The sequence below is a fragment of the Bifidobacterium thermacidophilum subsp. thermacidophilum DSM 15837 genome, assembly GCF_000426425.1.
Taxonomy (GTDB): Bacteria; Actinomycetota; Actinomycetes; order Actinomycetales; family Bifidobacteriaceae; genus Bifidobacterium; species Bifidobacterium thermacidophilum.
The window spans coordinates 376,408-394,764 of sequence record NZ_AUFI01000006.1 but is presented as its reverse complement, the minus strand read 5'-3'; the positions used below and the strand labels follow the sequence as shown (position 1 = coordinate 394,764).

Annotated in this window: 16 protein-coding genes; 2 read left to right on the top strand and 14 right to left on the bottom strand. The window is 58.0% G+C overall.

Annotated features, from left to right (window positions below; all coding sequences use genetic code 11):
* Positions 1 to 71: 71 nt before the first annotated feature.
* From K315_RS0102080 to K315_RS0102055, 6 genes are all read right to left on the bottom strand, one after another.
* Complete coding sequence (locus K315_RS0102080) at positions 72 to 695, bottom strand: hypothetical protein (protein WP_015450777.1); 624 nt, start codon at positions 693 to 695, stop codon at positions 72 to 74.
* A gap of 160 nt (positions 696 to 855) precedes the next feature.
* Positions 856 to 1,395, bottom strand: coding sequence for a hypothetical protein (locus K315_RS0102075; RefSeq protein ID WP_231485427.1), 540 nt, complete (start codon positions 1,393 to 1,395; stop codon positions 856 to 858).
* Positions 1,370 to 1,669, bottom strand: a complete 300-nt coding sequence (locus tag K315_RS0102070) for a hypothetical protein (RefSeq protein ID WP_029575965.1) — start codon at positions 1,667 to 1,669, stop codon at positions 1,370 to 1,372. Before K315_RS0102070 ends, K315_RS0102075 begins: the two co-directional genes overlap by 26 nt.
* Positions 1,670 to 1,792: 123 nt before the next feature.
* On the bottom strand, positions 1,793 to 2,971 hold the full coding sequence (locus K315_RS0102065) for a hypothetical protein (RefSeq protein WP_029575964.1): 1,179 nt from the start codon (positions 2,969 to 2,971) through the stop codon (positions 1,793 to 1,795).
* The gene (locus tag K315_RS0102060) at positions 2,968 to 3,666 is read right to left on the bottom strand and encodes an ATP-binding cassette domain-containing protein (protein WP_029575963.1); all 699 of its coding nucleotides are present in this window, start codon (positions 3,664 to 3,666) and stop codon (positions 2,968 to 2,970) included. Before K315_RS0102060 ends, K315_RS0102065 begins: the two co-directional genes overlap by 4 nt.
* Positions 3,663 to 4,817 (bottom strand): hypothetical protein, encoded by a 1,155-nt coding sequence (locus K315_RS0102055; RefSeq protein WP_029575962.1) that lies wholly within the window; start codon positions 4,815 to 4,817, stop codon positions 3,663 to 3,665. The genes K315_RS0102060 and K315_RS0102055 overlap by 4 nt, the downstream gene beginning before the upstream one ends.
* A gap of 347 nt (positions 4,818 to 5,164) precedes the next feature.
* On the opposite strand from K315_RS0102055, the gene K315_RS0102050 reads away from it, so the two are divergent.
* Both K315_RS0102050 and K315_RS0102045 read left to right on the top strand, forming a co-directional pair.
* Positions 5,165 to 5,866, top strand: a complete 702-nt coding sequence (locus tag K315_RS0102050) for a response regulator transcription factor (RefSeq protein ID WP_238556397.1) — start codon at positions 5,165 to 5,167, stop codon at positions 5,864 to 5,866.
* The gene (locus K315_RS0102045) at positions 5,842 to 7,257 is read left to right on the top strand and encodes a sensor histidine kinase (protein WP_029575960.1); all 1,416 of its coding nucleotides are present in this window, start codon (positions 5,842 to 5,844) and stop codon (positions 7,255 to 7,257) included. The genes K315_RS0102050 and K315_RS0102045 overlap by 25 nt, the downstream gene beginning before the upstream one ends.
* A 466-nt stretch (positions 7,258 to 7,723) precedes the next feature.
* Here K315_RS0102045 and K315_RS0102040 read toward each other — a convergent pair whose 3' ends face one another.
* The 8 genes from K315_RS0102040 to ftsE form a co-directional block, all read right to left on the bottom strand.
* Positions 7,724 to 8,575, bottom strand: a complete 852-nt coding sequence (locus tag K315_RS0102040; RefSeq protein WP_029575959.1) for an amino acid ABC transporter ATP-binding protein — start codon at positions 8,573 to 8,575, stop codon at positions 7,724 to 7,726.
* A 20-nt stretch (positions 8,576 to 8,595) separates the two neighbouring features.
* Positions 8,596 to 9,588 carry an amino acid ABC transporter permease gene (locus tag K315_RS0102035; protein ID WP_029575958.1) on the bottom strand — a complete coding sequence of 331 codons (993 nt, stop codon included), beginning with the start codon at positions 9,586 to 9,588 and terminating at the stop codon, positions 8,596 to 8,598.
* A 332-nt stretch (positions 9,589 to 9,920) separates the two neighbouring features.
* Positions 9,921 to 10,856, bottom strand: coding sequence for an ABC transporter substrate-binding protein (locus K315_RS0102030; RefSeq protein ID WP_029575957.1), 936 nt, complete (start codon positions 10,854 to 10,856; stop codon positions 9,921 to 9,923).
* A 212-nt stretch (positions 10,857 to 11,068) separates the two neighbouring features.
* A complete protein-coding gene (locus K315_RS0102025; RefSeq protein WP_029575956.1) occupies positions 11,069 to 11,998 on the bottom strand; it encodes an ABC transporter substrate-binding protein in 930 nt (309 codons plus the stop codon).
* Positions 11,999 to 12,336: 338 nt separating this feature from the next.
* The gene (gene smpB / locus K315_RS0102020) at positions 12,337 to 12,816 is read right to left on the bottom strand and encodes an SsrA-binding protein SmpB (protein ID WP_029575955.1); all 480 of its coding nucleotides are present in this window, start codon (positions 12,814 to 12,816) and stop codon (positions 12,337 to 12,339) included.
* Positions 12,817 to 14,393: 1,577 nt separating this feature from the next.
* On the bottom strand, positions 14,394 to 15,854 hold the full coding sequence (locus K315_RS0102010) for a CHAP domain-containing protein (protein ID WP_029575953.1): 1,461 nt from the start codon (positions 15,852 to 15,854) through the stop codon (positions 14,394 to 14,396).
* Between the two features lie 194 nt (positions 15,855 to 16,048).
* Complete coding sequence (ftsX, locus tag K315_RS0102005; protein WP_029575952.1) at positions 16,049 to 16,972, bottom strand: permease-like cell division protein FtsX; 924 nt, start codon at positions 16,970 to 16,972, stop codon at positions 16,049 to 16,051.
* Positions 16,969 to 18,324: a cell division ATP-binding protein FtsE gene (gene ftsE, locus K315_RS0102000; RefSeq protein ID WP_029575951.1), complete on the bottom strand. Its 1,356-nt coding sequence runs from the start codon at positions 18,322 to 18,324 to the stop codon at positions 16,969 to 16,971. The genes ftsX and ftsE overlap by 4 nt, the downstream gene beginning before the upstream one ends.
* Positions 18,325 to 18,357 lie beyond the last annotated feature (33 nt).

Here is an 18,357-nt window from a genome sequence, read left to right as displayed (position 1 = left end):
GACGATTATGTCAAGCGCCGATGGCGAAAGTCACTTTCACATAACCGGCCAATCGGCGCTTGGAATGCACATCACGAATTCGTTTGGCACGCTTCGTACAGTTTCGCCTTCGCGGCATCATACCCTGGGGCGGATTCGTCGAAATACTTGCCGAATACGTCCTTGTCCTTGTTCTCGTCGCTGACGATCGCCTTGTAATCATCCACCGTCATGGATTGTTCGGCGAGCCCGTTTTTCTTCAGGCATTGGAGCAACGGTACCGCTGGATCCTCGTTCTTGGGATTGCTTTTCATGCTGTCGTGCAGAATGCTCATGCTGGTGAAATCATTGTCCTCGTCGCATTGGGCGACAGCGGAATCGCCATCGCTTTGGCTCATTCCGGCGGGATACGTGGTTTGCATGCCGCCTTGCGAGTCAAAAGTGACATCGACGCCTTGCTGTTTCGCGCAATCGCTGAAATGCTCGCTGAGTTCGTTGAACTCTTCGTCGGTGATTTTGCTGTCCTTCAGTATCTTCTTGGTCAGGGACTGGTGTGCATCATCGTAGGTGCGTTTGATTTGTTGCGCGTAGTATCCGGTGAAGACGGTGCCGTCCTTCGCAGTGGCGCTACTCGATGCACTTGTCGCGGTGCCAGTGGACGGAGCGGTATGTCCTCCGCCCGCACAGCCCGAAAGCAATGTTGCACAGCACGCCATGGCGCATACCATGACTGTCACAGCGGTGTGACGGTTCCCCCTATTGTTGGTCTTTTTCATGATTTCACTTCTCGGAGTGGTGATTCTTTCGTTTCGCAGAGTCGGAAGGTGGGCTTGTGCCGCGAGTCCCGTAGCGCAAGCCCGCCTTCGCGGTTATTTATCATTTGGATTGATCGTTATCATCGGGATGTTCATGGACGTATACGTAGTGGGACAGATCGTTGATCTTATACCCGTCGTAACGTTCCATGCATTGCTTCGCAATCTTGTTCATCCTCTTCGCATTCGCACCATGGTATGGAGTCGGTGTCGTCGTGCCTTCCTCCCAAATGAAGGTGATGAAATCATCTTCGCTTTGAGCTTGGGCATCTACGCAACCCTCGACTTTGAATTCCAAAGCATTGATGTCCTTCTCGCTGATCTTGCCATCCTCTATGAGTCCCCGGGCAAAACCGGTCTGAAGGCTGTTGTACGTGTCTGCGAATTTTCGAGCGTATGGACCTTTGAACACATGTCCATTCTCGGCCTTCGCAGTGCTTTGCGATGGGGCTGGGGTCGCGTTCTGATGTCCCGAGCCGCAGGCGACGCACATCAGGCACGCCACGGCCACGCCGAAAATCAAAAACACATTTCGAATACGAGCAACGGTATGAGTCAACATCCCGAACCAATCACTAATACTTGCGCCAATGCGCATCATACGCTACCAACGGCTGCCCATGAGCATTTGCATATGACTTGTGATAAGTCGGAGCCCATTTTCCATAGGCGTTCCTCTTCGACCCATCATTCAATGAATATCTCAGGATGTGTTGTGAATACACACCCTGAGCCGTTGCCATGGAATACGTCCAGCACGCTACCCCGTAATTCCAGTAATCTTTCGCATTCGCGGTACCCGCCAATCCAGTGGCGAGCAGCAGCGATGCCGTAACCGCGGCTAATGCCGTCTTTACTTTCTCTACTTTTTTCATCGTTGAGACTCCTTCTTGCGCCTCGTAGGCGACGCCTCGTTGACGTCACGATTGCATTGTTTCGCACTTCATCGCACGATGCAAATCCTTGTCGTTAAAAACACTACAAATCCCAGCTTCCGGTCATCGATTCTTAAAATATCTGAACAGGTCACGTTCGCGAGTGACCAGCATCGCAAGCGTGACACCGGCCAACACACCCGCAAGGGCCGCCGCTGGAACTCTGGAAAGAATACCAACAAGCGTCGGTGAGGCAATGATGATCCCCGTATCCATATGGGTAATCGCCCAGATCGTCAATGGCAGCGTCACCAGTATCGCCGAACAGCACCAGACCAACGCCTCGAGCAGCATCTGCAGCCAGAGCGCGGTCTTGGGTTCGCCGCAATGCATGGCGGATGCAAGTTCGAGCCGCCTGACACGGACAACGGCGAATCCGATGAAGAACGCAATGACCAGCATCACGAGTGGAGCCAGTGCACTCTGTCTCTCCCGGAACGCCTTGACGGCATCCAACTTCGAGCCTTGCGTCGCATTCAATTGGCTGATCGTTGGTTGCTGCGAAGCATCCGAAGGCCATGAGGATACCGTGGATTGCAACAACGCCTGCAGGGCATCCGGAACCGGCCAGGTCTTCACCACGCACTGGTCGAAATCGTTTGCATCAACCGGAACCTGGCTGAGCGCCACATATTGGTAATTGGATGACCTACCGTCGTCCGGATACTGGAATACGCCGGCGATTCGTACACTGCCACCGGCATGCAATGCGAGTTGACTTCCGGCGGAAGCGTTCACAGACTGCGCTGCCTGGGAGGAGAGCCAGATGCCATCGTAATCCCTGGTAGACAACGTAACAGTGCCGGAACGGGTCGAAGAAGCAAAGACACCAAGCGCCCCGGTCGTGGCATCAAGCGAAGGAATACTCGCAGATGGCAGGACGGCGGATGTGACCTTGTCGTTCTTCGACCGTAACGCGCCGGATGCGAGCACCCCGTCCACACTGGACAAGCGTTCACATGCTTCACCGCTGATCCTGCCTTTGAACTCGATGACGTACGTCGACGCGCCCGATGCGATATACCGGTCAACCTGCTGCGCTATTGACCGAATGCTGAACAGGTCGGCAGCAGACAACCCGCCAACCAACGCGGCGAGAATCAACATGAGCATGAACGCATGCGAGGTTCCGGACACGATATCCCGCCATGCTTCGTCCACGACACCACGCAGACGCATACGCCCTGTCGCAGCCGTATCCCGGTCAATGGCAGGCGCAACGGTATCTTGTTCCCGGCTCACTGGTAGTCCCTCAAATCGATGATGTCCGTGCACGCGTCGCGGGTGCGCGGATCATGTGTGGCGACCACGACAATCGCCCCTGATATCGACAACCCGTGCAAGGTTCGGTTCACGCTCGCCGCAGTCGCCAAATCAAGTTGTGCTGTCGGCTCATCCACAAGAAGCAGTCCCGCGTGGGAGGCGACCGCGCGCGCAAGCATCAGCCGCTGAGCTTCGCCACCGGACAGGTCACGGAACTGTTTGGCGGCAAGATGGTCAAGCCCGAACACGCGTAACAGTGACAAAGCGTGCTCTTCGGCTTCGTTCCTGCGGTCCCCGCGAGAAATATAGGGCAGTGCCACATGGTCGATGACTTTCCTACGCGCTACTCCATGAGGATTCTGCAATACCCAGCACACCCGACCGCATGAGACGCGTATGACCTTGCCCTGCGCTGGCTGCTGCCAGCCTGCGACAATGGACAATAGCGTGGATTTGCCCGAGCCGGAAGGACCGACCAGCGCATAAACGCGCCGGGGATACAGCGTCATGGTGATATGCCTGAACAGCCAGTCGTCCCCGTCGAAGCTGTGCCCGACATCGTCGAGCTTGACATGGGCAGACTGCTCATCACCGGAATTGTCCTGAACTGTACTGGTTCCCGCCAATCCTGCAACCGCGGGTCGTATGGACTCGAGCCGGTCTTGCCCGCTCATCGGCACGCCTTGCCTGTGCTGGCGGGAACATCGACGGAAGTCAGGGATGCGCCGGATTGCACGCTGACCATCGATTTGCCAAGCTGGGAGGCGACCACATGGACGGCGACCGGCTTGCCGCGCGAAACCACGCATGCCGAATCCGCAGAGACATCGTACATCGCCGCCGGCGGCACCGAGACCACGTTCAGCGCTTTGGCGAGCTTCCAGCGATATGTAACGTTGATGGTGTTCGAAGCAGTGTCCTGCCCCGTGTCGCTCTGGGCCCCTCCGGTATCGGAAGCCTGCCCGGAGGCTGCCGGCTGTTGGGCGGCACGGTATTCGTTACTCGCACCGATGGCTGAGAGTAGGGAGGCGTCAGTGCTGTCCGCTGTCTGATCGGTGATGGTGAACGTCGTCCCGTTGACTTCCATGACCCGATCGCCTTGCAGCATCGAGGAATCATTGCGCCGGAACGTCGCACGGACCGGTTGGCTGGTAGTCGTCAGCACATCGGCTCCCGGCTCGACGTGCCCGCCATATCGGGCCTGGCACTCCTTGACAGTCACCTGCTGTTGGGGCAACCATGCAAACAACGACGTATCGATGCTCCACTGGCGCTCCTGCGTGGTACCCTGCGTCCCAGCGGTTGTGGCAAGCGCATTGAAGGCTTTCACCGTATTCCACGTCATCACGTCCGAATCCGGGGCCGCATATCCGAGCCGTCTGAGTTCCGCGTTGAGCGCCGCGATATCACCGCCCTTCATGCCGCTGGTCATCGTCCGATACGGTGGAGTCCTGAGATACAGGGCGAGTTGGGGTTGTCCGTCAATGGCAATGAACGCGGAGCCTGATTCAATATTGCTTCCGGCCGCGCACTGTCTCAACTCCGTAACCACTCCCCCAACCGGAGCGGCTACGGAACCGGATTCACTGCGTTCCACCGTGACGGTGACGGAACGCTCGTCATCATATGGTTCCGATCGCACGGCGAGTGTGCCCGCGCGCGCAGTCGACTCGAACGCGGCGGGTTCGGGCTCACGGGTGAGCAGGAACCCGCCGCACACGCCGGCCGCCAGCATGACGAGCGCGAGCAGGACAGTCACGGAGACGGACACAGAGTTGCGGCCCGCTTTCCGGTTCATACCGGTGTTCTGGTGATGCAGCCGCATTCTGTGCTCCTTCGTGCAGAATCGAAACGTTGTCATTATCGGTGGGGAGGAATCCGCAGGCAAATCCTTGTCGTGAAAATACCTACACGATTGCGCTACCAGCATCGATGACGACTTGGTCGCCTTGCGACACAGCCATGCTGTTTTCGTTGGATTGCCGCCGAATACGGCATTCAGCACGCCCGGAAACCACGATTGCGCGTCTCACATATTGGCGCCGTTTTTGGAATACCCCTCGGAGCAGCTTCCGCGCCGGTCATCGTTTGACGCCAATCCGGCGGTGCCGCCACAGCGCTATGCTGGTGTACGAATCCCGTATTCGAACAAGCATGGAGCCAGGCACCACCATGAGCCAACAGCAGACACCATCCGCGACCGGCAGCGACCAGGCGTCGGGCACCGTGCAGGTCGTGCTCGTCGACAACGACATCCTGGCCTTGAACATGCTGCGTGAAATCATGTCCGGATGGCCCCGCGTCGCCATAGCCTGGACCGAGCATAACGGCTCGGACGCCTTCGACCACTTCCGGCAATGCGAATCCGGCATCCGCGACCTGCCGGACCTGTTCATCACCGATATCTCGATGCGCGGCCTGTCGGGCATCGATATGAGCCGGGCCATCCGCTATACCAACGGCACGATGCCGATACTCGGCATCACTTCATACGAGCCGACCCAGTTCTACCATGATGCCACCGATGCCGGCATGCAGGCGGTTATCGGCAAGAACGAGCTGTCGGCCTTGAAAACCATCATCATGGAGGTCGCCGACACCGGAACCCTCACTGTCCGGCCACCCTTCGAGGCACCAGGGCAGGCGCATCTGCGCATCCGGCAGGAAGGCCTGCCGTACATCCTCTCGCTGAGCCAGCAGGAAAAGCAGGTGCTCACCATGTGTTCGCACGGGTACAGCAACGCCGATATCGCGCAAGTGCTCGACGTCAGCCCGTCGACCATCAACACGTATATCACGCGCGCATCGCACAAAATGGGCGTATCCAACAAACGGGAGGCGGTGGCATTATGGACGAAAACCATCGGATTGTAATCAGCAACACCATCGCAACCGTCATTCCGCAACGATTGCGCCATCATAAATTGCACGTCGCCCTATGCCTGGTGACCACGATACTCATGATTGCGGTACTGGCATTCTTCCCCGCGCAGACCCCCATGCAATGGATGGCTTGTGTTATCGCCTGCTGCTGTCCGCTCGGCATCGCCTTCGCGCCGGTACCGATGTCCGTCATCTCATTCGCCGTGGTACTACTGCTGATTTTCGCTCCCGGGATATCACTCTCGGATGCCGGTTCGATCATTCATATGCTTACGCCGCTGGCCATAGGTACGCTCGCGTATTCAACACCCACCCGATGGTCGATCTGGAGTCTTGTCGCTTCAATCATCACCCTGCTGTTGGCCTTCGACTTCCGCCACGCGCTGTCACAAGGAGAAGCACTTTCCTTATTCGTATTTCTCGTGCTGTATATCGTCACATACGCAAGTTGCGCATCCATCCGCACCATCGCCATCGACGATCGGCAACGGCACCGCGATGCCGAGCTGGAACTCCTGCGAACGCAACAGGCGCATCAGCAGGAAGTCACCAAGTTCGCGCGGATGACGCATGATGCGGTCACCGCGAATCTGTCGAGTATCTTCTTGCTCGCGCAGCAGCATATTGACGCTATCGATGCGGTAGGTGCAACCGGCGTGATTAGCTCTGCCGCTGGCGCTACCTACGGCGCTACCGATGATGCCGCCGGTAATGCGGCCGCCAATATTGCCGTTGATGCCACCGCCACATCCGAAAGGGACTGGCGGACAATCAGGCAACTCAGCGAAAGCGCTCTGGCGAGTATCCGCTCGGTAATCAGAACCATGAACTCCGCGGATGAACAGCCTCGCAACGACCAAACTGACGATTCGCATGACCTTCCACTGCCGTCGCGCATCGGCATCGCCATCGAACAAGGGCAGCATCTGCTGGCTCCGCACCGTATGCATGTCGATGTACACATGTCAGGGCGAATATCGTCGCCCGTCTGCATACAGTCCGGCGACGAAGCAGTGACGCTCATCGGAGAGATCTTCACGAATCTGCTGCGGCACGCATCCCCGGACAGCGCGCCGATGCTCACCATCGCCTACGATGACGACAGCATGTCACTCATGCAGACGAACGCGCTGACGCCTAAGAGCACACGTGGTCGCGGCACAGACCAGCAGTCGCCAAAAGTTGCCCAGGCTTCGGCCAGCCATGACGGCGCTCTGCCGCAATCCCAAAGTGGATTGGCGCTCCACCGCGGCATCATCGAATCGCTTGGCGGCGAGCTGCGATTCAACAGCGAGGACGAGACGTGGACGCTCTACGCGCGTATCCCCCTGCACCCGCAGAGCCACGCCGCCGACGAGAACCACAATGTTGCCGCTCGATAAGAGCAATCGTATGTTTTTCTGTTCTTCTTGCACGGCTTGCTCGCACAGGGATTTCTCTCACATAGATTTCTCTTGCACGGCCGCTGCCATGGCGTAGCCCGTGACTCATACGAGACCGCTCACCCCCAATGAGACGGTCTTATCATGCCGTGTCAGACAACGCACCATGGCAGCCACTTGGGGCAGTCGCCGAGCAATGCCTCTACACTCATGGAAACCGATGTCACGACCATGCGATCGGACTGCGTTCCCCTCATTCCCGTAGTAATGACGCCCATAATCGCGAGAAGAACCAAGAATCTCGCAAATCCCGCGCGGAAGGCCTCGACAGCATCATACCTACCATGGTGTCGAACTATTCCGTTTCGCGATACCATCGCAATAGCCATAGACTTCTCCCTCCCCAAGGCGCTGCATCAGCTCATGTATGCCCCGATACAGCGCAACCCATGAGCGCGACGGAGACTCACAGCACGTGCTGCAGGAAGTCCTTGAAGCGCGGCTCGCTCGGATGGTCGATAATCTCAGGACCACCATGCTCAACCACCACGCCGCCGTCCATGAACACCACCTGGTCGGCGACCTCACGGGCGAACCCGATCTCATGAGTGACCACAATCATGGTCATGCCTTCGTCGGCGAGCTGGCGCATGACGCTCAGCACCTCGCCCACCAATTCGGGGTCAAGCGCGGATGTCGGCTCGTCGAACAGCATGATTTCAGGCTTCATCGCGAGCGCACGGGCGATGGCCACACGCTGCTGCTGGCCGCCGGACAACTGGGACGGGTAATAGTCAAGCCGCTGGCCGAGCCCGACGCGCTGCAACTCGGCGACCGCCAGCTCACGCGCCTCGCTCTTGCCCATATGCTTCACATGAATCGGCGCTTCCATGACGTTCTCCAACGCCGTCATATGCGGGAAGAGATTGAACCGCTGGAAGACCATGCCGAGTTTGGATCGCTGTGCCGCAATCTCCTTATCGTTCTGGGTCTGGAGCACTTCCTGGCCCTTATGCTCGACTTTCTTGAAGCCAATCATCTCGCCGTCCACGCGGATTTCGCCGCCGGTCAGGGTCTCCAGCTGGTTAATCAGCCGCAGGAAGGTCGACTTGCCCGAGCCGGACGGACCGAGAATCACCGTCACGGTGCCCGGCATGACGGTCATGTCGATGCCTTTGAGCACGTGGAGGTGTCCAAAAGCCTTGTGCACACCGATCGCCTCGACCGCCGGCGTGGTGTGTTGCGTCGCCGACTTGTCGTGTTGCTGCGAAGAGGTCTGCTGCGGGAACGCGGTATCGGTTGCTGTCTGGTCGCTCATGTCTGTTTCCTCCCTCACGCTCACGCGTTGAGCCCGATCATCTTCACATTGTTGCCGCGGGCGATGCGGTCTTTCTTCGTCTCGCTGACAGCGACCGGGCCGTCCAGCTGCTGATCGCCATTATCTTCGGCCACGATGGATCGGGCTTCGAAGCCCTTGCCGAAATGCTTTTCGAGACGGGACTGGATGACCATAAGGATGGAGGTAATCAGCAGGTACCAGATGCAGGCAACCAGAAGCAACGGAATCGGCTTGTAGATGCGGTTCGCAATGGCGTTGGTGGCGAACTGAAGTTCCAGCGTGAACGGCACGGCTTGCACCAACGACGTGGTCTTGAGCATGCCGATGGTCTCATTGCCGGTCGGCGGGATGATGATGCGCATGGCTTGCGGCAGGATGATGCGCCGCATAATCAACGAGCGCTTCATGCCGAGCGCCTTCGCCGCTTCGGTTTGTCCCGGATCCACGGCTTCAAGACCGGCACGCACGATTTCGGACAAGTAGGCCGCCTCGTTGAGCGCAAGCCCGATCCACGCCGCGTTGAACGCGGTGATGATCGTGGACGAGTCGATGCTCCAGAAGGTCACCGACGTGAACGGGATGCCGAGCGACAGCTTGGGCACCAGCACGGAGAACAGGCCCCAGAATACGAGCTGCGTGTACACAGGGGTGCCGCGGAAGAACCAGATGAAGAACCAGCTGACCCCGCGCAGCACCGGGTTGATGGACTTGCGCATAATCGCCAGAATCACCGACAGGATGATCGCGACGACCATGGAAATCACCGTAAGCAGCAGGGTATAACCGATGCCTTCGAGCACGTTCTCGTTGAACAGGTATTTCCATACGATGTTCCACTCGAACCGCGGGTTGGTGACCAGCCCCTGCACGAGCATCGCCGCAAGCAACGCCACGATCACAGCGGCGACCACCGGGCCGGTACGCTTCACGGGCAACGCGTGGATACGGTCGGGTATGTCCAGACCTTCGCCGTCGACTTGTTTCTTCGCCATGGTTTGCGCCATCTCCTGTTGTCGGTTCGTTGCCCAGTTCACACCATCAGCGTGAACACCTTGTGAACTTTATTGTCGCCACGCCCTGCGACACAGTCAAGATAATGTCCGTATCCCAATATCACAAATCAGTGCCGCGCACCACATGGTCAGGCTGTTGTATCAGTCACGATTGATTCCCCAACGATGATTCCCCAACGATGATTCCCCAACGAGTGCGCCCGCCGGCTATGCGGCTTACGTCGCATGACCGACGGGCGTATCAGCATATCCCCTTCCGCTGATGTCAACTGACGCCCACTGATGCCAACTGATACCAGCTGGCCAGCTGGTCAGCTCAGATCGGTCGGGTTGATCTCCGCCTTGTCCAAAGCGCCGGACTGCACGCCCCAGTGCTTCAAGATCTTCATGTATGTGCCGTCATCCATGAGCTTCTGCACGGCCTTCTGCACGGCCTTGGTGGTCTGGTCGTCGTTCTTCGCGATGGCGATGCCCTGCTTGACCGAGCCCTCGTCCTTGCCGAGCGCCTGAAGCTGGCCGTCGGTCTGGGAAATTGCATAACCCGCCACCGGGGAATCCGCATAGAAGACATCGGCTTTGCCGGTCACCACATTGGTTGCCGCATCGGTCTGCAGCTTGCTGGAGAGCACCTCAATGGTCTTCTTGCCGTCTGTCTTGCACTGCTTGGCCGCCTTGTTGGCGTCCTCCTCCTCGACCGTACCGGTCTGCACGGCGATCTTCTTGCCGCACAGGTCGGAGGTATCGACCTTCTGCGGGTTGCCCTTCTTGACCACCCATGTGGCGCCAGCCTTGTAGTAGCTGACGAAATTGACCGCGTCCATACGCTCCTTGGTGATGGTCAGCGAGGTGATGCCGAGATCGTACTTGCTACCGACCGACGGGACGATCGAATCGAAGGAAGCGGAGACAATCTGAGTGTCCAGGCCGAACACCTTGCCCAGCGCGTTGGACAGGTCGACGTCGTAGCCGACCGGAGTCTTGCCGTCTTCCTTAAGGAATTCAGCCGGAGCATACGTGAGCTCCATGCCGACGGTGAGCTTGCCGTCCTTGGTCACCGAATCAGGCAGCATGGCGGCGATGGACGCGTCCTTCTTGATGCCGGAGACATCGTAACCGGTCGTGGACGAACTCGACGAAGAACCGGAGCCGGACGTCGCTTCATCCGTGGTACCGCATGCGGCGGCACCGAGCAACATGGCGGCGCTCAGCGTGCAGGCGAGCGCGGTCTTGAAAGCCTTGAATGACATATGTTCCTCTCTTCATGCATGTGGTCAGACTGTCTGCCATTCCAACATGCATATCTATGCATTGCTTCGCATAATATACTATGCCGGAGACTGCGACACGAAAAAGACACGCCGGTCGCGTCGGGACGTAACAGGCGTCATCCGCGACACGACCGGCATACCATGGATACCCTGCGGGCGCGTAGTCAACGCGCCCGGACAAGACGCGCAGCTCAGTCCTCGACTTTGGGGTTGATCTCCGCCTTAGTCACGGCACCGCCCTCGGCACCCCAATGCTTGAGGATCTTCCTGTACGTGCCGTCATCCATGAGCTTCTGCAGGGCCTTCTGCACCGCTTCGTCGGTGGCGGAATCACCCTTCTTGATGGCTGCGCCCTCTGGGGCGACACCCTCATCTTCACCGAGCGTGGCAAGCTGGTCGCCGGTCTGCGAGATCGCATAGCCGGCAACCGGGGTATCCGCATAGAACGCGACCGCCTTGCCAGTCACCACATTCGTCGTCACATCGGTCTGCAACTTGCTCGAAAGCACGTCCACCGGCTGCTTTCCATTCGCCTTGCACTGCTTGGAAATCTCGGCGACCGATTCCTCCTGCGTGGTACCGGTCTGCACGGCGATCTTCTTGCCGCACAGGTCCGAAGTATCCACCTTCTCAGGGTTACCCTTCTTGGTCACCCACGTGGAACCCGCCTTGTAGAACGTTACGAAATCAACGGAATCAAGACGCTCATTCGTCACTGTGAACGACGACACGCCGATATCGTACTTGCTGCCGACCGACGGAATGATCGAATCGAAATTCGCGGTCACCGGGTCCGCCTTCAAACCGAAGATATTCGCCATCGCTTTGACGATGTCAACGTCATATCCGACCGGAGTCTTGCCATCCTCCGCGAGGAACTCGGCCGGCGCGTACGACGTATCCATGCCGACGGTGAGCTTGCCGTCCTTGGTCACCGAATCAGGCAGCAACGCCGCAATCGAGGCGTCCTTCTTCACACCGGAGACATCGTAACCGGCCGTGGACGAACTCGACGACGAACCGGAGCCGGACTTCGTATCCGATGCATCGCTCGTACCGCATGCAGCAGCGCCGGCGAGCATGGCAACACAGCAGGCGGCGGCGCCGAAACGTTTCAGCATGTTTGCGGTTTGGCTTCCAGCGTGGCGAAAATAAGACATGGATGACATGGCTGACATGGCTGAACCCTCTCTATGTTCCGGACGCAAGAGCCTAGCGGCAGCGCCCGTCGGCGTGGGCACCCGGGCGGATGCCCCGTCCTCGCCGATAGCCGCAGGATAAGCCCGCCATGCTACAGCGACGTTACACTTCACCGTAACCGTGCAATGTGGGCTTGCAACGGGGAGTCTCGATATGCGGGCACGATTGTGGACGATGATGTCACGATTCCGCCGCAAGACAGCCAACATTGAATGCCCGCGCCATCAACCATCTTCGCAGACCAGCGAAACGATAACGCTCAGATCATCTGCTTGTTCTTGTAGCGCATGATGCGCAACGCCTCGCGTTTGTCCTGCTCCTCGCGCAAAGCCTGACGCTTGTCGTACTCCTTCTTGCCTCGTGCGAGCGCGATTTCCGCTTTGACCCTGCCGTCCTTGAAATACAGGCTCAGCGGAATAATCGTATAGCCTTTCGCCTGGGTCTGACGCTGCAGCTTCTCAATCTGCGCAGCATGCAGCAGCAATTTACGCTTGCGCTTCGGGGCGTGATTGTTCCACGTGCCGTTGAGATATTCCGGGATATTTGCGGCCTCAAGCCACATCTCGCCGCGCCTGTCAATACTGACGAATGCTTCAGCGAGCGACGCGCGCCCCTCACGCAACGACTTGACCTCGGTGCCCGTGAGCACCAGTCCAGCCTCGTACGTGTCCTCGATGCTATAGTCGTGCCGCGCCTTGCGGTTCTGCGCGATCATCACAGTCCCCTGTTCTTTCGCCATTCCGTCCTCGTTCCTCGTTTCCTTCAGTTCCACACTGTTCGCACTCGTCGGCAACAGCCTGGCGACGCACGGGCGCATTGTCTTGTAATCACGTACCTGCGCGGGTGCGCGTCTGACAGGCCAAGCATGCGAACCGCTTAGTATGTATTTACGTATATACGCAAGTACGTACGTACACGGGTACGTATGCGGGTGCGCGGGTACACGGGTACGTATGCGGGTGCGCGGAATCGTACCGTTTTCATCGCGCTGCTGACAGCGATTGCGGAAACGGTGCTCGCATGTTGTCTGTCGAACCCATCATTGTACACGAAGCCGCTCTCCTACTACTCCAGCTCCGCAGCGCCCTTGGCATTGTCACGCTTCGCACGCGACTCGGTGCACCGCTTGTCATAACCGCGTCCGGCAATCCGCCACGTCGCTCGCATTACCCATATCCGGCAACCCGCAGCACCGCTCACTCTGTCAAATTCCGAAGCCCACAACACCCTCGCTCCGCCAAATTCCGCAACTCCCGCATTACTCGCCGCACCTATGATCGGCAATCCGTCACGTCGCTTGCCATACCCATATCCGGCAATCCGCCGCCCTGTCACTTCTTCACCTGTTTTACATCTCGCCGTATCTCCCGCATTATTCGTCTTGTACCCCACCTCACTCTGCAGCGCCCTAATCAACAGATTGTGAGCCGCCGCTCACAATCAATGGCAAAACAACCGCCGACATCCACCACCCGACTTCTGATCAACAATCGTTGTGAGTCGCCAGTCACAACCAGCCGCCAGCATCGCATCAGTCTCTTATGCCACCGCAGAAAAAACGTCGATTGCGAGTCACCACTCACAACGGGTAATTTTCTGCGTCAATCACATGTCTATCTCTCGATTTCACAAATCAAGCTCGGAGTCACCACTCACAATCGTGAGCCGTGGCTCCGTCAACTCCCACCACGATTACCATCATCAATCGATTCAACAACAAGATTGTGAGTCATCGCTCACAATCAAACGGCCGTGACCGCGTCAGCGTCCCTATTCACGCACTCCACTGTTTTGATTGTGAGTCGCCACTCGCAAACAATGATGCAACGAGTGCGAATGACAGTAGATACAACGCGCAATCGTCCAAGGTTGTGAACGGCGACTCACAATCAGCCGAACAATGGCAGGAAATCTTCCCCGGGACAGTTTCATTCGCCTTGTTTGTGAGCAGTCACTCACAAACATCAGTAACCGGAGATGATTTTGTCAAGAACAACCGCCCAGGTCTGCTCAGGTTGTGAGCAGTCACTCACAATCAACGCGAAGAGGACAACAATCGTGGGACGTTTCACGATTCCACAGTTTGATTGCGAGTCGCCACTCACAATCAACGCGAACGATTCCTCTTCTTCTCTTCTGCTCTTCCCCCCTACCTCGCCGGAAACCGCACACAACCGTGCCATCGACTCCGCGTATAGGAATGGCGGGAGTGCATCGCATCAAGCAACATGCTCCCGCCATTTTGAGAGGGCGAAAGACCAGCCCGTCAGACAAAGGACAGCTCAGCAGTCAAGCGGTTCAGTCCAGCGGTTCAGATCAGTAATGAATGTACTGATAATTCCCGGCGTTCGAAATCGTCTCATACGCGGGGAATGTCGCGAACCCGGTGCCGCCTTCGGAAACCAGCACCGAACCATCAGAGTTCACACGCTCGACTACGGCGACATGACCGTACGCCGCATTCGCATACCAACGTGTCACACGCTGCCCTCGAGCGAATACCATCACCGCTCCGACATGCGGCGTGTTGTTCACCAAATATCCCAGCGAACGCGCGGTACCCGCCCAGTCGGCACCGTTGCCCATTAACGAACCCACCGGCAGGCTCAACTGCGAACGGCGAATATACGCCCACAGGGTGCAGTTCCGCGCCGGATAAGTATTGCCGTTGCCGATGTTGCCTGTGCGATGCCCGTAGCAGAATGAAGAGCCGGCAGGACAACTTCCCGGCACGCCATAATTCATACCGGAGGCGCCGGAACCGCCCGAACTACCTGAATTATTCGAATTATGCGAAGTATTCGACGAATTCGAATTGCTCGGAGCACTCGGTCTTGACGCAGTCGAGCCGCTTGGTCCCTTGGAACTGGAACCCGACGAAGGCTTCTTGCCTGTATACTGTGCGCCTCCGCTTGAGGGAGATGCCTGCTGATTTGAATAGTTGCTGGACCAGGAAGTGATCTCCGACTCCATCGCAACAATCTCGGCAGCTTCTTTCGCGGATTGCGAAGTCAACTGGCTCTTCTGGCTCTCCAGCGAAGCCCGTTCGGCATTGCCCTGAGCCAACAGATCATTCAGCTCGGTCTGCTTGGCCTGGGCAGTTTCCACGGCTTTCTGAGCCGCGGCAGCTTGCGCATCGGCCTTCTGCTTGAGCGTGGTGATTTCATCCTCGATTGCCGCAAGCCGCTGCTCGCGGTTCTTCGCGGTGCTCAGCTGCGTCGCGGCGTCGCTTGCAGCATTGCTTTCGGTTCGCGTGACTGCGGCGTCGGCCTGCATCTTGTTGACGAAATCCTCGGTCGTGGTGGAATTGGTCACCACATTCATCACTTCCGAGGCAGTGGTGCCGTGGAAGCTTTCACGCGCCATCTGGGCGACCGCTTCCTTCGCATCGTCATAGTTCGCGCCGGTCTGCTTGATTTGTTCCTGCAAGTTGGCCTTGTCTTGTTGCGCGGCCTCGAGTCGCTCCTGTGCGGCCTGCGCCTGGGATTGCGCCTGTTCCGCGCTGTTCTGCGCGTCTTCCAACGCCTGCTGCGCGGCGGGGATCTGGTTCTGGTTCAGATCGTTGAGTTGGAGAATCTGATTCGCCAACTGCGTGCTGACACCGGTCAGTTTGGCTTTGAGCTCACTTTGGCTTTGGAGCTTTGCCTTGTACTGCTGCATCGTGACCGCCTGCGCCGGCTGCAGCGGCGCGATCATGTTCGCAGTGCCTGCGGCGATAAAAGTGAGCGATGCGATCAGTGCGCCCACGATGGCGTCGATCTTTTTCGTGCGCTTCATATCACAGCCTTTCTTGTGGTGTATCGCACATTGTACATAACGATGCTCAATGGTCAATGAGAATACCCCCGTCATGCTGTCACCGACGATATATCGTAACGATACGACGGCTCCGCACGCCTGCGCACGGCATGCTGCAGTCCCGGCGGACAACTGCCGACCACCGGCGACCGGCATGCCCCCTTACTTGTTCTTTACACTTTGAGGTAGCGTCGCAACGACACGGCGGACGAAAGCGCGGACAACACCATCGCGCCGATGACGAGCGCCGGCGCCGCAAGCCATACGGTTTTCTGCGTGATGAACGGCATCCACTGAACGGTTTGCGCGATTCCATCGGTGATGAAAATCTGTACGATTCCACTCAATGCGCCGACCGCCAGCAGTGAGCCGATCATGGATGCCGTCATGCCTTCAAGGATGAACGGCAGACGAATCGTCCAGTTCGACGCACCGACCAGCCGCATAATCTCGGTCTCGTTCTTCCTCGATGCGGCGCTCATACGTATGGTCGTGCCAGTGAGCAGCACGGCGACCACAATCATGACACCTGCGAGGACCACCGTCACCACCGTCGCCTTGTTCAGCACATTGAACACCGGATCGAAGATCTGCCGCTGATCCTGAACTTCCTCAACCCCACTCACACCCGACAGCACTTCTGAAACCTGCTGGTATTTGGTCGGATCGGTAAGCTTGAGCCTCAACGATGCCTGCATATCCGCCGCAGTCAGCGTCCTGCCCTGATATACGCCGTTCGGATACTGCTTGAGGAAGGTGTTCTTATAGAACTCTTCACGGCTGACATACGTGACTTTGGAAACCACGGATCCAAGCTCATCCTGAATCTTATCCTCGATATCCACGATTTCGCTGTCCGTAGGAGCCTTGCCGGACGAGCAGTTCGCTGATTGGCTCGCGCCGTCAGGACACAGCCAGACTACGACCTCGACTTTGTCGTACCAGTCGCCTTTCGCCTTGGTAATCTGCGCCTGCATCAGCACAGAGGCGCCGATGAACAGGAAGGAGATGAACGTGACCAGCATGACCGACAGGATCATCGGTACGTTGCGACGCAGACTTGTCCATGTCTCGGAAAGAATGAACCGTAATCTCATGACTGCTGACTTTCCTTCCCATCCGCATCGTTCGTGTTTTGTGCGTCGCTGGTGTCTTGCGTTTCGCTCGTGACTTGCGTCCCATGTACCCGTTGTGTAGCTGCTTCGCCATCAACGGCGGGCGGCATCGGCGGGACGGGAGGCGATGGCGGGGCGGGAGGCGCCACCCGGCTGTTGTCTGCACCCCCCTGTTGCGGTTGTGCAGCCTGCTCATCCGAGGACTGACCTTCGTGGCTGTGTGGCTTGGATGCCTCAACATTCGTGCCGTGCCGCTTGGCATACGCTTCCTCATGCTCGCGCTTCGCAGCGATATCCTCTGCACTCAGACCCTTGCCCCAGGTCATCGTGGTTTCCACGGACTGGAAGACCTCGCCATATCGGCCTGTGCGCCCGGAATGAACAGAATGGGCGAGTCGGGCGATACCCTCATCGCCGTTCTCCGAAGCCATCAGCGATTGGGCGACACCAAGCGTCGCCGAAGCCTGCGGTGACGCGGAACGCTGAGGACGGAACTTCGCATCAGGATCGTCAGTACTAGCTTCGACCGCCGTGGCATCGGAAGTTCCGGCCTGCCGCCCGGACACTTCGTCCTGGCCCTCAGACGTCCGCACCGCGTTCGCGTTTGAAGCTTTCGATTCGACATCACGATCAGGGAAATACAAGGCTGAATCATATGAACCATGCTGCTCGTCGCGCACAATCTTGCCGTTGTGCAATTCGACGACGCGTTTGCGCATCGAGTTGACGATTTCCTCGTTATGCGTGGCCATCACGATGGTCGTGCCGGTGCGGTTGATTGCATCAAGGACTTCCATGATGCCGAGTGACGTCGTCGGATCCAAGTTGCCGGTAGGCTCGTCGGCAAGCAGGATCTGCGGATGGTTCACATACGCACGCGCGATAGCCACGCGCTGCTGCTCGCCGCCGGACAGCTCATGCGGGTAGTTCTTCTCCTTGCCGGAAAGCCCGACCGTCTGAAGCACCTTGGGCACCAACGTCCTGATGGTTGAGCGGCTCGTGCCAATCACATCAAGCGCGAACGCGACATTCTGCCAGACCGTCTTGTTGTTCAACAGCTTGTAATCCTGGAACACGAAGCCGATGGAACGGCGGTACTGCGGGACCTGCCGATTCGTCAAACGACGCAGGTCATTGCCCGCGACGCGAATCTCCCCGTCCGTCGCCTCCTCCTCGCGCAACAGCAGGCTCAGCAACGTCGTTTTGCCGGAACCTGACGCGCCCACAAGAAACACGAAATCGCCACGGTCGATATGCAGCGTGATGTCATCCAGTGCCGGCCGTGTGCCTTTCGGATAAATCTTTGTAACATCATCAAGCGTTATCAGCGACATGATTCCCGTCTTCCGTGTCGATTACCGGACATG

Coding starts and splice junctions, on each gene's coding strand:
- K315_RS0102080 (WP_015450777.1), bottom strand. CDS start 695: ATGGCGTGCTGTGCAACATTGCTTTCGGGCTGTGCGGGCGGAGGACAT.
- K315_RS0102075 (WP_231485427.1), bottom strand. CDS start 1,395: ATGATGCGCATTGGCGCAAGTATTAGTGATTGGTTCGGGATGTTGACT.
- K315_RS0102070 (WP_029575965.1), bottom strand. CDS start 1,669: ATGAAAAAAGTAGAGAAAGTAAAGACGGCATTAGCCGCGGTTACGGCA.
- K315_RS0102060 (WP_029575963.1), bottom strand. CDS start 3,666: ATGAGCGGGCAAGACCGGCTCGAGTCCATACGACCCGCGGTTGCAGGA.
- K315_RS0102055 (WP_029575962.1), bottom strand. CDS start 4,817: ATGCGGCTGCATCACCAGAACACCGGTATGAACCGGAAAGCGGGCCGC.
- K315_RS0102050 (WP_238556397.1), top strand. CDS start 5,165: ATGAGCCAACAGCAGACACCATCCGCGACCGGCAGCGACCAGGCGTCG.
- K315_RS0102045 (WP_029575960.1), top strand. CDS start 5,842: ATGGACGAAAACCATCGGATTGTAATCAGCAACACCATCGCAACCGTC.
- K315_RS0102040 (WP_029575959.1), bottom strand. CDS start 8,575: ATGAGCGACCAGACAGCAACCGATACCGCGTTCCCGCAGCAGACCTCT.
- K315_RS0102035 (WP_029575958.1), bottom strand. CDS start 9,588: ATGGCGAAGAAACAAGTCGACGGCGAAGGTCTGGACATACCCGACCGT.
- K315_RS0102030 (WP_029575957.1), bottom strand. CDS start 10,856: ATGTCATTCAAGGCTTTCAAGACCGCGCTCGCCTGCACGCTGAGCGCC.
- K315_RS0102025 (WP_029575956.1), bottom strand. CDS start 11,998: ATGCTGAAACGTTTCGGCGCCGCCGCCTGCTGTGTTGCCATGCTCGCC.
- smpB (WP_029575955.1), bottom strand. CDS start 12,816: ATGGCGAAAGAACAGGGGACTGTGATGATCGCGCAGAACCGCAAGGCG.
- K315_RS0102010 (WP_029575953.1), bottom strand. CDS start 15,854: ATGAAGCGCACGAAAAAGATCGACGCCATCGTGGGCGCACTGATCGCA.
- ftsX (WP_029575952.1), bottom strand. CDS start 16,972: ATGAGATTACGGTTCATTCTTTCCGAGACATGGACAAGTCTGCGTCGC.
- ftsE (WP_029575951.1), bottom strand. CDS start 18,324: ATGTCGCTGATAACGCTTGATGATGTTACAAAGATTTATCCGAAAGGC.